Genomic DNA, 11704 nt, shown 5'->3' on the forward strand with positions numbered 1-11704 from the left:
CCCTCGCGGGCGGATCATCGCTTGTGGGCGCCGCCAAAACCGGTGAGGAAGGCGGTGAGATTGTCGCCGAGCTCGTCGCAGAGATAGCCGCCTTCCTGGACGATGACCGTTGGCAGGCCGAGCCCGGCGATCACCTCGCCAATGCGCGAAAAACCAGGCGTGCTCACCGACAGCCCGCCGAACGGATCGCCTTCGAAGGCATCTAGCCCCAGCGCCACCACAAGCGCATCGGGCGAGAAGGCGTTGATGCGCTGGAACGATGCCTCCAGCGCTTCGAGGAACGCTGCATCGCCGGATTTGCGCGGCAGCGGCAGGTTGAGATTGTAGCCGAGGCCGGCGCCTTCGCCGCGCTCGTCGCCATAGCCCCAGAAAAACGGGTAGAAGCGCACCGGGTCGGCATGCAGCGACACGGTGAGCACGTCCGGCCGGGCATAGAAGATGCCTTGCGTGCCGTTGCCGTGGTGCAGGTCGACATCGAGGATCGCCACCCGCGCCGCCTGCTTGCGCAGAACCTGTGCAGCGACCGCCGAATTGTTGATGAAGCAGAAGCCGCCGGCGACATCGGCAAAGGCGTGATGGCCGGGCGGCCGGCACAGCGCATAGGCAGCCGGCGCTCCCGACATCACCGCCTCGGCGGTTTCAACCGCGCTCCAGGCGCTCCAAAGCGCGCTCTGCCACGTCTCGCTGGAGATCGGGCAGGCGGTGTCGGCCATGTGGTAGCCGGCCTGGCCGACCGCCGAGGCCGGATAGGAGCCGTTCCGCGCGATCGGATGGATATTGGGGATGACCTCGGCCGAGGCGCCCTCGATGCGCTGCCAGCGCGCGAAGATATGCTGGAGAAAATCGAGATATTCCGGCGTATGCACCGCCGCAATCGGGCCGAGCTCGTGATCCCGCGGCCGTTCGATCGTGCAGCCGGCAGCCTTGGTGCCGGCTAACAATCGCTCGACCCGTTCCGGCTTTTCCGGATTGGGCTGCGGCGCGCCGCTTGAGAGGAACGCCTTCGGGTCGTGGCGCTTCTGTTCTTCGGCATAGAAGGCTTTCATGTTGGCTCCTCCGGTGCATCGGCAAAGGCGAAAAAGGCGTCGCCGACGATCTTCTGCACCTGCTCGTAGCTCGACCAGCCAATGCCTAACCGTTCGTAAAAAGCCTTGGCGGTCTTGTTGTCGGTGTCGACGGACAGCCTGAGATAGACGCCGCCTGCCTTCCGGCACTGCGCCGCCACCCGGCGCAGCAGGCGCTCGCCGATCCTGCGGCCACGAAAACGGTCCTCGACATAGAGGTCCTGCACATAGACGCCGGGCCGTCCCATCCATGTCGAGAAGATCGGAAAATACAGGCAAAGCCCGGCAAATTCGCCACCGACTTCGGCGATCAAGGTCAAGAAGGCAGGCTTTTCGCCAAAGCCATAGGTGCGGAGATCCTGAGCTGTCGAGGTGATCTCCTGATGTGCGCCGACATGCGCGCCGAGCCGTAGGAGTGCGGCGTGGATGGTTTCGACGTCCTCGACGGTCCCGGGCCGGATGTTGATCTCGGGCAAAGCGACAGTCACTGGAGGTACGATGCCAAGGCACCCCCCTCTGGCCTGCCGGCCATCTCCCCCTCAAGGGGGGAGATCGGATCACCTCCGCGTTCGCCAATCTCCAACGCTGAAAAAGGGGCAGGACGGCGAAGCTGCCAATCTCCCCCCTTGAGGGGGAGATGCCAAGTAGTGGTAAAGAGGGCAGGACAGAGGGGGGTGGGCCGGGAGCCAAACATTTCAGATTGCCTTCCTCTCAGAACGCCACCCGGTCGCCGCCCTTGAGCGCCAGCATGGCGCGTGCCTCGGCCGGCGTCGCGACGTCCAGCGACAGCCCTTCCAGCACGCTGCGGATACGGCGGACGTGGTCGGCATTGGACTTGGCGAGCTGGCGCCCGTCGTAGAGGCTGTCCTCCAGCCCGACGCGGACGTTGCCGCCCATTGCCGCCGCAATCGAGATCATCGGCATCTGGTGGCGTCCGGCGGCCAGCACCGAAAACCGGTAGCTCTCGCCGAACAGTTTGTCGGCGATGCGCTTCATGTGGACCAGGTTTTCTGGATCGGCGCCGATACCACCCAATATGCCGAACACGAATTGGATGAACAATGGTCCCGACACCAGCCCGCGGTCGCGGAAATGCGCAAGCGAATAGAGATGGCCGACATCGTAGCACTCGAATTCGAAACGCGTGCCACAGCCGCGCCCAAGCTTTTCCAGCACCGTCTCCATATCGGCAAAGGTGTTCTTGAAGATCGTGTCACGGGTAGCCTCGAGCAGCTTCGGCTCCCATTCGTGCTGCCATTCTCGCGGCCGCTCGAGCATCGGGAACAGCGCAAAATTCATCGAACCCATATTGAGCGAACACATTTCCGGCTCGGCCCTGAGCGGCGCGGCCAGCCGCTGGTCGAGCGTCATCAGCGACGATCCGCCGGTGGTGATGTTGATCACCGCATCGGTCGCCTGCTTGATGCGCGGCAGGAACTGCATGAACACCTCGGGGTCGGCGGTCGGCCGCCCATCCTTGGGGTCGCGGGCATGAAGATGCAGGATCGAAGCGCCGGTCTCGGCGGCGGCGATCGCGTCTGCGGCGATCTGGTCCGGCGTCACGGGCAGATGCGGCGACATCGATGGCGTGTGCACCGACCCGGTGACGGCACAGGTGATAATGACTTTGCGCGGTGCCATGGTCGCCTCAACCTTCGACCGGCAGGTCGAGCTCGCCGGCCAGCACCTCGAGCGAGTCGCCGATGATGGATACGATCTCGCCGATCTGCGCGGCGGTGACGATCATCGGCGGCGCGACCATGAAATTGTCGCCGTCGACACCGCCCTTGACCTTGCGTCCGTAGATGATCAGGCCGCGCTCGTAGGCGAGGTCGAGCAGATGCTGGGTGGCCTTCTTTGCCGGCTCGATCGGCCTCAGCGTTTCTGGGTCGGCGACCATTTCGGCACCGGTGAGCAGGCCCTTGCCGCGGACGTCGGCGATGAACGGAAACCGCTTCGCCAATCCCTTCAGCTCGTCCATCAATAGCTCGCCCATGACAGCCGCGTTGGCGATCAGGCCGAGACGGTCCATCTCGCCGAGCACGGCGAGCCCGGCGGCGCAGGCGAGCGGATTGCCGGCATAGGTATGGCCGTGCTGGAAGCCGCCCGACGCGAGCAATGGCTGCACCAGCCGCATCGGTGCCGCCAGCGCGCCGAGCGGCGCGTAGCCAGAGCCCAGCCCCTTCGACAGCGCGACGATGTCGGGCTTGCAGTTCCAGTGGTCGCCGCCGAGGAATTTTCCGGTGCGGCCGGCACCGCTCATCACTTCGTCATGGATGAGCAGGATGCCGTAGCGATCGCAGATCTCGCGGATGCGCGGATAGTAGCTGTCCGGCGCCACCAGTGCTGCCGTGGCAGCGCCGCCGACTGGCTCCATGATGAAGGCGAGCACGCTCTGCGGTCCCTCGGCGAGGATCTTTTCCTCCAGCATGTCGGCGTAGCGGATGCCGCGCTGTTCCATCGAAAGATTGTCGCGGTCGCGCCAGGCGATGGGCGCCGGCACGGTCGGCATCATCTGCATCATCGGCACAAATGTTTCGGACAGCGCATCGTCGCCGGTGACGGCGAGCGCGCCGAGCGTGCCGCCATGATAGGACGGAAAGCGCGTGATCACCTTCCAGCGGCTGGGCTGACCGGTGGCGACCGCCCACTGCCGCGCCAGCTTGACGCAGGATTCCGTTGCTTCCGAGCCGCCGGAGACGAAAAAGATGCGGTCCAGGCCTTCGGGGAGTTTGGCCGCCAGCTGCCGCGCGAGCTCCTCTGCCGGTTCGTTCTCGAAATGCAGGCGGTAGGCGAAGGTGGCGCGGTCCATCTGCCGTTTCATCGCGTCGAGCACGTTGCGATTGGAGTGGCCGATATTGGCGACCATCGGGCCGCTCGATCCGTCGATGAAGCGGCGGCCATCCTGCGTCCACATGTAGATGCCTTCGGCGCGGTCGATCAGCGGCCGGCGCACGCTGGATAGATAAAACAGATGCGAGGCTTCGCGAGTTTCCGGGGCAGGAGACTTCAACATGTCATGGCTTTCCAAGATAGCGGTCGAGGACATTTCTGGTGACGCGCTCGACCATCGCATCCTGCCTTAGCAGGCCGGCAATCCATTCGCAGCTTCCGGCGTGAAACACCTCGCCTTTGCCGCGCGGGAAATTGACGATCATGCCGTTGCCGCGTTTGACCTTGTCGAGGTTGGCATCGCTTGCCTCGCCGAACAGCGTCTCGGCGGTGAAGCGTCCGTCCTCGTCGCCGAGAAACTGGTCCTCGAACGCAATGTCGGCGCTTTCCTCGACCTGGCTCGCCATGCCGACGGCCAGCACTTGCAGCCCGTCCGGTGCACCGCTGTCGGGCTTGGGGTAGGGCAGGCCGCCGCGGATCTCGAAATCGAGCCCGTCGACCTCGTAGCCATAGACATGGCTGTCGGCGCCGAGCAGATCGCCATAGTAGATGCCGGTGCCGGCAAACGCCCAATGCTCCGGCCGGTAGACCGGAAAGCCGCGCACGCCGCGCGGCGCGCAGCCGCCCCAGCCGGCATAGACGCCTCTTGTCGCGTTAAGCCCGAAGGTCGCCGCACCCGGCCGGCCGATTTCCGGCGCTTCCCAGGAATTGGTGGCGCGCCTCACATCGCCGCCGCGATAGGCCGGGTCTTCGGCGCGGGCGCGGTATTTGTAGCAGACTTGCCGGCGGCCTTCGTCCTCCAGCCTGGTCTGCCACATGAAATTGCCGGCAAAGCGCGCCGCATGACCGCCGCGCTCGACATAGGTGTCGACCGCATCGCGCATTTCCCAGGTCCAATATTCGTCGTGGCCGACCAAGACGACGCAGTCATAGCCGTCGAGAATGTCGGGCGAAAAATGCAGATCGTGCTGGCTGGCGAGATCGACGGCGTAGCCGGCACGCTCGGCGAAGCGGAAGAAATGGCTGTCGTAGCTTGCCCAGCCGGACGAGGCGTATTTCTTCGAATGGCCGGTAGCAAAGGCCCATTCCATATGCGGATAGCGCGGCACGGTTTTCGGCGGCACGGCGACTTCGAGCGGCACGCGCGGCGCGTCCCTGGGCAGCACGACGAAGCCGCGGCACCACGGCCGTTGGGTCGACACCATTCGTGCATATTGGTCCCGGCCTGGCCCGGTGATGCCTTCGTAATGGTTGGAACCGCCCCATGTATTGTAGGCGAGCCAGGTGCCGGTGGCAGCCACCTGCAGCACGCGGCCGGGTTTCTTGCCGGGCTGCGGCGAGACGATGAAAAGGTGATGACAGCGGATCGGCTTGCCGTCGCGACCGTCCGCTTCAAGCGTGACGCGATAGGCGCCGGATGGCCAGTCGTCGCCGATGCGAAACTCGAACGACGCTTGCCAGCCGCAGCCTTCGACCGAACATTGATCCGGCGTATCTTGCCAGCGCGCCGCAATCCCGGTCCTTTCGAACATTGTCGTTTCCGCGCCGCCGTCGCGGATGATTGCGATGCCGAAACCGGCGGCCGTCGAACTGACATGCAGCGCCACCATCTCGCCGGGGCGATAGGAAAAACGGTCGCTGTAGCACCAGATTTCGCCGCGCCTGCCATCCATATCGGGCCATTCCCAGTAATGGCTGCGCACCGCCTGGCGTCGCTGCTCCGGCGTCAGTCCGAAATCGGGAAACTCGGTCGGCGGATGGTTCATGGACACCGCTAAGGTCGAAGGCCGCCATTTCGGCCATCCGCCGGCCAAGCGTCAATTGGAAACGATCGGGCCAGCCATTGCCGGGTTGCTCACTTGGCCTTGCCTGACAAACAGACTATCTCACAAAGGGCGGCGTTGTCCGCCACGGGAGCCGATATGCTGAGAGTGCAAAAGGTCAGGGTCAACGATATCTACGTGCCGACGGCGCGCAAGAAGACGCTGCATCCCGAAACCGTCCGCCATCTGGCCGAGGACATTCTGGAAAACGGCATGAAGATGCCGATCCAGGTGCGCCATGACGGCAAGCGCCATATCCTGGTCGAAGGGTTGCATCGGCTGGAAGCGGCCAAGTGGCTCGGCGAGACCGAGATCGACGCCTACCTCGTCCAAGCCAAGCGCCACTGAAGCCACTTATTTCCGTCGTTCGAATCTCCTGTCCCGCGGATTTTTTCGCGGACCGTGTCGGCTTGCGTCTTGTCGGTTCGTCCTAGACACGGAAGCCAAAACCGACGTGTGAGGAAACATCATGACCGCCAAGCTCGACATCGCCCCCAACTCCGATCGCGAGCTGGTTCTCGCCCGCATCATCGATGCGCCGCACGAGAACGTCTATCGCTGCTGGACCGAGCCAAAGCTGTTGACGCAATGGTTCTCGCCGAAGCCGTGGACGACGCCGCACGCCGAAATGGATGTGCGGACCGGTGGCTCCACCCTTGTCGTCATGGCCGATCCCGACGGCAAGGAGTTCCCGAATCCAGGCATCTTCCTCGAAGTCGTACCGGGCAAAAAGCTCGTCTTCACCGATGCCTATACGAAGGCGTGGGAGCCGTCCGAAAAGCCGTTCATGACGGTCGTGCTGACCTTCGAGGACGAGGGCGAGGGCAAGACCCGCTACATTGCCCGCGTCGCGCATTGGTCGGTCGCCGACCGCGAACAGCACGAGAAAATGGGTTTTCACGAGGGCTGGGGCCAGTGCGCCGAACAGCTTGAGGAGGTCGCCAAGCGACTTTGATGCAAACGGGAGAGGGAGACTGATGTCCAGATCGGTATTTTTCGCCATTTTCGCCTCGGCCGCCGCGCTGTTTGCCGCGCCGGGCACCATCAACGCAGAGGAGGCCAAGCCCGCCATGACGACCGCAACCGCAACACTGCCGACGCCGGAAAAATCCGGCCTGCTGCCGATTAACGGCCTGAACTATTATTACGCCGTCTATGGCAAGGGCGAGCCGCTGCTTCTGCTGCATGGCGGCCTCGGCACGACCGACATGTTCGCGCCGATCCTGCCAAAACTTGCCGAAAACCGCACCGTCATCGGCGTTGACCTGCAGGGCCATGGCCGCACCGCACTCGGCGACCGGCCGCTCAGCCTGGAGGCGATGGGCGACGACATGGCGGCGATCGTCAAGGCACTCGGCTACGACAAGGTCGACGTGATGGGCTATTCGCTGGGCGGCGGCGTCGCCTTCCGCATGGCCGTCCAGCATCCCCAAACGGTGCGCCGCCTGGTGCTGGTCTCGACCGGCTACGCCGCGGACGGCTTCTATGCCGAGATGCGGGGCCAGCAGGCACAGGTCGGCGCGGCGATGGCCGACATGATGAAGGACACACCGATGTACAAATCCTACGTCGCGGTTGCGCCGCATCCGGAGGATTTTCCGAAACTGCTCGACCAGCTCGGCGCCTATATGCGCAAGGACTACGACTATTCGGCCGACGTGCCGAAGCTGAAAATGCCGGTGATGCTGGTGTTCGGCGACAGCGACATGTACCGGCCCGAGCACGAGATCAAGTTCTATCAGATGCTCGGCGGCGGGTTGAAGGAGGCCGGCTGGATGCGCGAGAACCTGTCGCAGAACCGCCTGGCGATCGTGCCGAACCGCACCCACTACGATGTGTTCTTCGCGCCGGAACTGACAGCTGCCGCGCTGCCGTTCCTCAATGGCCAGACCAAGGTCAAGACCTGGGACGAGGTCGTCAACGAAACGAACTGACGCCCAGTCAATTGTCTGCCGGCCGTCTTCCGCGAGATGGCCGGCATGTCGCCCATGGGGCCTTGGCCCGGCGCATCGGCCAATCGTGTATTGGCCGCATCACAGCTATAGATGGCGCCATCAAAGCTTTTCAATTGACGCTGCCACGCCTATCGATAGGTATGCCGCCTATCCTCACAGGGCAGGGACGCGGGTGATGGCAAGATATCAGGGCGGGTGTTTGTGCGGTGCGGTGCGCTACCGCGCCGAGGCGGCACCGATCAATGAGCGCGTCTGCCATTGCCGGTTGTGCCAGAAGGCGCTGGGTGCCGCCTTCAATGCGCGCGTGCTGTTCCGCATCGATGATGTGACGGTCGACGGACCGCTGGCGACGGTGAATTCCTCGCCCGATCTCAAGCGCGGCTTTTGCCCGCGCTGCGGCACGACGATGTTTTCCCGGCGCGATTCCGCCGGCATTATCGGCATCACCACCGGCTCGCTCGATGATCCCTCGTTGTTCAGGCCTGAGATGCATATCTGGACCGCCTCGAAGCAGCCCTGGGTGCAGATCGACGACGGCCTGCCGCAGTTTGAAGGCGCGCCACCTCCGGCTTGAGGTGGAATCTGGACAAAATTTAATCCGAAGCGACACGAGATAGCCGGCAAAGCGTCATTGGCGGGCCATCATTGCTGCCTATCTATTGGCATGCGGGCAGGCAGTCGAGGAGGCGACGGATGAACGACAGCATCAACACCCTGGATGAACTCTTGAGCGATCCGATGATCAAGCTGGTAATGGAGCGCGACCGCGTGCAACCGGCACAACTTCGCACGTTGCTCGAAGAAAAGGTCCGCCGGGTAGACGATGATGCGCCGGTCAACGATCGCTTTGTACCGCCGGCCCACCTCATGGCCACGACCTGTCACAAGCTGTGGTTGTGCAGCTAGGGTCTTGAAGCGGTCAGCCGGAATTTGCCGGCAAATAGCTGTAATGGCTGCGGAAATAGGCAAGCTTGAAGCCGAGGCGTGCATAGTTGCGGTAGGCTGGCCCGTCACGTTCGGCTCGCGGCGCCTCGATATCGGCCACGAACAGTTTTGCACCGGCCGCAAGTCCGTCGCGCACCATCGCTTCGCCGAGCATTGCATCGAGGTCGAAGCTCGGCGCCATGATGCCGGGCACCGGCGCGTCGATGCCGCTCCAGGCCATGCCGTCGGCGCCGATGAACATCGAGCGCACCGCCGCCACCGCGTCTTCCCGCCGCAGCATGTAATGATGCCAGCCGCGTCGGCCGGCCAGCGCCAGCAACCACGGTGAGGTCGGCAACCGATATTGGCTGTCGATGAACCCAGCCCATTCCCTTGCCGTTGCCGGCGTCACCCGCTCGACCGAGACATCCTCCGTCGGGAAAAGCGGCTCAGCGGGCAATGGCGTGGCGTCGCGAAAGATGCGTTCCCAGCCGCCCTGACGTTGCAGGCCGCGCGCCTCGAGCCAGCAGCTGAGCGTCGCGGGCTCGGTGTGTGGGTTGGTGTAGAACCAGGGCCGCAGAATGCCGGCGTCGCGATAATGCGCCAGAAGCGCGTCGAGCCGGCTCTCGGTGGCCGCGCTCTCGACGCCGAAATTTTTGACACAGTTGAAATGGATGAACGGGATCGTCGTGCAGGTGGCCCAGACGAGATCGCCATCTTCGGCGATGGCAAGGCCTTGCTTTGCGGCAAAGTCTGCCGGGGCGGCGCGATAGAGATCGAGCCACGCATTGACCTCGGCGCGTTCGATGGCGCGGCTGAGGTTGCGAGGTATCTCGTCGACCCCGATGGCGGGCGAGCATGGCTCCGGCGGGACTACGGGCTGCAATTCTGACAGGGCGGCGGGCTGCATGACGTCCTCCACGTGGTGCCTTACACCGTAAGATTAGTGGAGACTAATCTCATGCCGTGAGTTGTCAAGCCGAGGCAGCGACGTGGCCGAACATTGGAGGGACAGCGCACCTCCGCCCGGCCAACGTCCCGCCGCAAAGCCCTAACAATTCGATTCAAACTTTGTTGGTAGTTTCTTGTTAGGAATCCAGCTTGGTTTGTCCGGCGGCGTTGTCCTGCCTTCGGTCTGTTGTGTTTTGCGTACAGGTCCAGATGCGGTTATCAGGCGTCGTCATCTTTTCGATCGCAGCGCTGTGCCTTGCCGGCTGCACGTCAACCTCCGGCGTCGATGCGCTGCAAGTGCCGTCCAGCGAGACCACCAGCTCGGTTGTGCGGCCACCCGCGCCGGTGGCATCCGTGGCGAAAACTGATGCTGCGCCCGCTTTTGCCGACCAGGAGCAGGACGAACAGCCGGTCGCGATGGACGTACCCGATCAGGACGTCGAACCGCCGGCCGAGGTGATCGCGCTGATGTCGCCGCCGAAGCGGCTGACACGCGCGGCACCAGCAATGCTTGCCGAACCGGTCACACGCTATGGTTTTCGCGATGCCAAGCCGATCAATTTCGGCAAGGCATCCTCGCCGAGGCGTCTCGCCGTCCACGGCGTCGACGTTTCGCGCTGGCAGGGCAATGTGAACTGGGGAAAGCTGCGTGCCCAGGGCGCCAACTTCGCCTACATCAAGGCCACCGACGGCGGCGATCATCTCGACCCGATGTTCACCAGGAACTGGCGCAGTGCCGATGCCGCCGGCCTCAAGCGCGGCGCCTATCACTTCTTCTATTGGTGCCGCACCGCCGGCGAGCAGGCCGACTGGTTCATCCGCAACGTGCCGCGGGTCGAGGGTGCGCTGCCGCCGGTGATCGACGTCGAGTGGAACGGCGACTCCAGCTGCAAGCGCCGCCCATCGCGGCAAAAGGTGCTGGAAAAGATGCAGGTGTTCATGGACAAGCTCGAGCGCCACTACGGCCAGCGGCCGATCATCTACACCGCGCCCGACTTCTACCGTGACAATCTCAGGGGCGCCTTCCTCGATTATCCGTTCTGGCTGCGCGCCGTGGCGGCGCACCCGTCAAAGGTCTATCCCGACCGCAAATGGCTGTTCTGGCAATATTCCGGCTCCGGCCTGTCGCACGGCGTAAGAGGCCGCATAGACCTCAACGTCTTCCACGGCGATGAGAGGGCCTGGCGCGACTGGGTGGGCGGCCGGCAGATGGTGGCCGAGGCGGAGTAGCGCGGCAGCTTCTTCCTTCTCCCCTTGTGGGAGAAGGTGGATTGGCGCGCAGCGCCGAGACTGTTGAGGGGTGTTGGACGGAGCGCCGCCGGTGCCAAGCTGGAGCACCCCTCATCCGACCTCGCTTCGCGAGGCCACCTTCTCCCACAAGGGGAGAAGGGGAGGCGCCGCGCCATCCCCTTTGGTTGGTCTCGAACGTCGGCCCTTATCTGAGGATTCCTTGGAGGTCGTCCCCAGGATTGGATAACGTCGCCCCATGCCGCATCAGCCCGTTGCGCCCACCAAACGTCGCTTCGCCCGCTCAATGCGACGCGAGCCGACGGAAGCGGAAGACCGCCTGTGGCACGAACTGCGCGGACGTAGGCTCGATCGCATCAAATTTCGGCGCCAAGTTCCGGTCGGCAAGTTCATCGCCGATTTCATTTGCGCCGAGGCCAGACTGATCATCGAGATCGACGGCAGCCAGCATGCGGATTCGAACTATGACCGGGAGCGGGACGCCGAACTTAAGGCGAGGGGCTTTCGTGTACTGCGTTTCTGGAATGACGACGTGCTGCGGGATCTGAACGCAGTCTACGACACCATCATCGCTTACGTCCGCGATGACAGTTTGCAGCCTTGGCGGTAATCGCGCGCTCTTCCCTTCTCCCCCTGTGGGAGAAGGTGGCTCGGCGCGGAGCGCCGAGACTGTTGAGGGGTGTTGGACGGAGCGCCGCCGGTGCCAAGCTGGAGCACCCCTCATCCGACCTCGCTTCGCGAGGCCACCTTCTCCCACAAGGGTGTTTGGACTGGGGACATCGCGAACAGATGTGCGAGGACATCGCGAACAGTTTTGCGCTTTTGCGCGAGGGGGTTCGGGATGCCA

At 63.8% G+C, this 11704-nt stretch carries 13 protein-coding genes; 7 read left to right on the top strand and 6 right to left on the bottom strand.

Features of this window, described 5'->3' with window-relative positions; genetic code table 11:
* Nucleotides 1–14: 14 nt before the first annotated feature.
* From NKI58_RS28280 to NKI58_RS28300, 5 genes are all read right to left on the bottom strand, one after another.
* Entirely contained in the window at nucleotides 15–1046 is a 1032-nt protein-coding gene (locus NKI58_RS28280) for a histone deacetylase family protein (RefSeq protein WP_352623622.1), read from the bottom strand.
* Nucleotides 1043–1552: a GNAT family N-acetyltransferase gene (locus NKI58_RS28285; RefSeq protein WP_352646805.1), complete on the bottom strand. Its 510-nt coding sequence runs from the start codon at nucleotides 1550–1552 to the stop codon at nucleotides 1043–1045. Before NKI58_RS28285 ends, NKI58_RS28280 begins: the two co-directional genes overlap by 4 nt.
* A 223-nt stretch (nucleotides 1553–1775) precedes the next feature.
* Nucleotides 1776–2705: a 3,5-dioxohexanoate:acetyl-CoA acetone transferase gene (kce, locus tag NKI58_RS28290; RefSeq protein ID WP_352646803.1), complete on the bottom strand. Its 930-nt coding sequence runs from the start codon at nucleotides 2703–2705 to the stop codon at nucleotides 1776–1778.
* A gap of 7 nt (nucleotides 2706–2712) precedes the next feature.
* Nucleotides 2713–4080: an aminotransferase family protein gene (locus NKI58_RS28295; RefSeq protein WP_352457762.1), complete on the bottom strand. Its 1368-nt coding sequence runs from the start codon at nucleotides 4078–4080 to the stop codon at nucleotides 2713–2715.
* Between the two features lies 1 nt (nucleotide 4081).
* Complete coding sequence (locus NKI58_RS28300) at nucleotides 4082–5722, bottom strand: N,N-dimethylformamidase beta subunit family domain-containing protein (protein ID WP_352788548.1); 1641 nt, start codon at nucleotides 5720–5722, stop codon at nucleotides 4082–4084.
* Nucleotides 5723–5878: 156 nt separating this feature from the next.
* Between NKI58_RS28300 and NKI58_RS28305 the strand changes: the two genes are divergently transcribed.
* The 5 genes from NKI58_RS28305 (at nucleotide 5879) to NKI58_RS28325 (ending at nucleotide 8640) form a co-directional block, all read left to right on the top strand.
* Nucleotides 5879–6127 (top strand): ParB N-terminal domain-containing protein, encoded by a 249-nt coding sequence (locus NKI58_RS28305; protein WP_023674751.1) that lies wholly within the window; start codon nucleotides 5879–5881, stop codon nucleotides 6125–6127.
* Nucleotides 6128–6248: 121 nt separating this feature from the next.
* A complete protein-coding gene (locus NKI58_RS28310; RefSeq protein ID WP_352788551.1) occupies nucleotides 6249–6734 on the top strand; it encodes an SRPBCC family protein in 486 nt (161 codons plus the stop codon).
* 22 nt (nucleotides 6735–6756) lie between these two features.
* On the top strand, nucleotides 6757–7713 hold the full coding sequence (locus NKI58_RS28315; protein WP_352853982.1) for an alpha/beta fold hydrolase: 957 nt from the start codon (nucleotides 6757–6759) through the stop codon (nucleotides 7711–7713).
* Between the two features lie 196 nt (nucleotides 7714–7909).
* Nucleotides 7910–8308, top strand: coding sequence for a GFA family protein (locus tag NKI58_RS28320; protein ID WP_352457758.1), 399 nt, complete (start codon nucleotides 7910–7912; stop codon nucleotides 8306–8308).
* Between the two features lie 119 nt (nucleotides 8309–8427).
* Nucleotides 8428–8640, top strand: a complete 213-nt coding sequence (locus tag NKI58_RS28325; protein ID WP_023674755.1) for a hypothetical protein — start codon at nucleotides 8428–8430, stop codon at nucleotides 8638–8640.
* A 13-nt stretch (nucleotides 8641–8653) separates the two neighbouring features.
* Here NKI58_RS28325 and NKI58_RS28330 read toward each other — a convergent pair whose 3' ends face one another.
* Nucleotides 8654–9568, bottom strand: a complete 915-nt coding sequence (locus NKI58_RS28330) for a hypothetical protein (protein ID WP_352590742.1) — start codon at nucleotides 9566–9568, stop codon at nucleotides 8654–8656.
* A 251-nt stretch (nucleotides 9569–9819) separates the two neighbouring features.
* Between NKI58_RS28330 and NKI58_RS28335 the strand changes: the two genes are divergently transcribed.
* On the top strand, nucleotides 9820–10839 hold the full coding sequence (locus NKI58_RS28335; RefSeq protein WP_352590745.1) for a GH25 family lysozyme: 1020 nt from the start codon (nucleotides 9820–9822) through the stop codon (nucleotides 10837–10839).
* 256 nt (nucleotides 10840–11095) lie between these two features.
* Complete coding sequence (locus NKI58_RS28340; protein ID WP_352788557.1) at nucleotides 11096–11467, top strand: endonuclease domain-containing protein; 372 nt, start codon at nucleotides 11096–11098, stop codon at nucleotides 11465–11467.
* Nucleotides 11468–11704 lie beyond the last annotated feature (237 nt).

Origin of the sequence: Mesorhizobium sp. M0522, assembly GCF_040321085.1 — a bacterium.
In the GTDB taxonomy this organism is placed as follows: Bacteria; Pseudomonadota; Alphaproteobacteria; order Rhizobiales; family Rhizobiaceae; genus Mesorhizobium.

Coding starts and splice junctions, on each gene's coding strand:
- NKI58_RS28280 (WP_352623622.1), bottom strand. CDS start 1,046: ATGAAAGCCTTCTATGCCGAAGAACAGAAGCGCCACGACCCGAAGGCG.
- kce (WP_352646803.1), bottom strand. CDS start 2,705: ATGGCACCGCGCAAAGTCATTATCACCTGTGCCGTCACCGGGTCGGTG.
- NKI58_RS28295 (WP_352457762.1), bottom strand. CDS start 4,080: ATGTTGAAGTCTCCTGCCCCGGAAACTCGCGAAGCCTCGCATCTGTTT.
- NKI58_RS28300 (WP_352788548.1), bottom strand. CDS start 5,722: ATGAACCATCCGCCGACCGAGTTTCCCGATTTCGGACTGACGCCGGAG.
- NKI58_RS28305 (WP_023674751.1), top strand. CDS start 5,879: ATGCTGAGAGTGCAAAAGGTCAGGGTCAACGATATCTACGTGCCGACG.
- NKI58_RS28310 (WP_352788551.1), top strand. CDS start 6,249: ATGACCGCCAAGCTCGACATCGCCCCCAACTCCGATCGCGAGCTGGTT.
- NKI58_RS28315 (WP_352853982.1), top strand. CDS start 6,757: ATGTCCAGATCGGTATTTTTCGCCATTTTCGCCTCGGCCGCCGCGCTG.
- NKI58_RS28320 (WP_352457758.1), top strand. CDS start 7,910: ATGGCAAGATATCAGGGCGGGTGTTTGTGCGGTGCGGTGCGCTACCGC.
- NKI58_RS28325 (WP_023674755.1), top strand. CDS start 8,428: ATGAACGACAGCATCAACACCCTGGATGAACTCTTGAGCGATCCGATG.
- NKI58_RS28330 (WP_352590742.1), bottom strand. CDS start 9,568: ATGCAGCCCGCCGCCCTGTCAGAATTGCAGCCCGTAGTCCCGCCGGAG.
- NKI58_RS28335 (WP_352590745.1), top strand. CDS start 9,820: ATGCGGTTATCAGGCGTCGTCATCTTTTCGATCGCAGCGCTGTGCCTT.
- NKI58_RS28340 (WP_352788557.1), top strand. CDS start 11,096: ATGCCGCATCAGCCCGTTGCGCCCACCAAACGTCGCTTCGCCCGCTCA.